Here is a 519-nt window from a genome sequence, read left to right as displayed (position 1 = left end):
AACGGGGACATCAGATACTGCAGGCCACTGCTTAGTATGCACAGGAACATACCGGGGACACCAAATTATCACCGTTGTTTTACACGCGACTGGCGATGGGAAAGACAGTGCCTTTGTCCAAACAAAGCGAATGCTGATAATGCTCAAAGAAGAAGGGCACTTGCGAAGGGTGAAAATTCCGGCAGCATCGTTAAAATTGAAGGTTGCCCACGGTGCTCCACGGAAGGTGACGTTAACTCCACGGACAGTTACGATCTGGGAGAAAGATGATGATGCCGATTACGACCTCGGTGTCCAGACCAGCAAGATAACGGCGCCAGTAAAGGCTGGCCAACACGTTGGTAATGTTCGAATTACTGGCTCGGATATTCAGACAATTAATAATGAACCGTTAGTATTTCCTTTGTATACGAGTAAAACTGTTGTGCGGAGTCATTGGTTATGGTGATTACTAAAAAAACGGAACTGAGAAGAATTCTCAATTCCGTTTTTTACTTTACCAGCATTGTCCGGAAACGG

At 45.9% G+C, this 519-nt stretch carries 1 protein-coding gene; it reads left to right on the top strand.

Features of this window, described 5'->3' with window-relative positions; genetic code table 11:
• Window positions 1–448, top strand: a 448-nt coding sequence (locus ACFIK0_RS09945) for a hypothetical protein (protein ID WP_375663994.1), incomplete at its 5' end; no start/stop codon positions are given.
• Between the last annotated feature and the right edge of the window lie 71 nt (window positions 449–519).

This window comes from Bartonella sp. CL63NXGY (assembly GCF_042194905.1).
In the GTDB taxonomy this organism is placed as follows: Bacteria; Pseudomonadota; Alphaproteobacteria; order Rhizobiales; family Rhizobiaceae; genus Bartonella.
The sequence above is the reverse complement of the archived record's forward strand: the minus strand, read 5'-3'. Positions and strand labels throughout refer to the sequence as shown.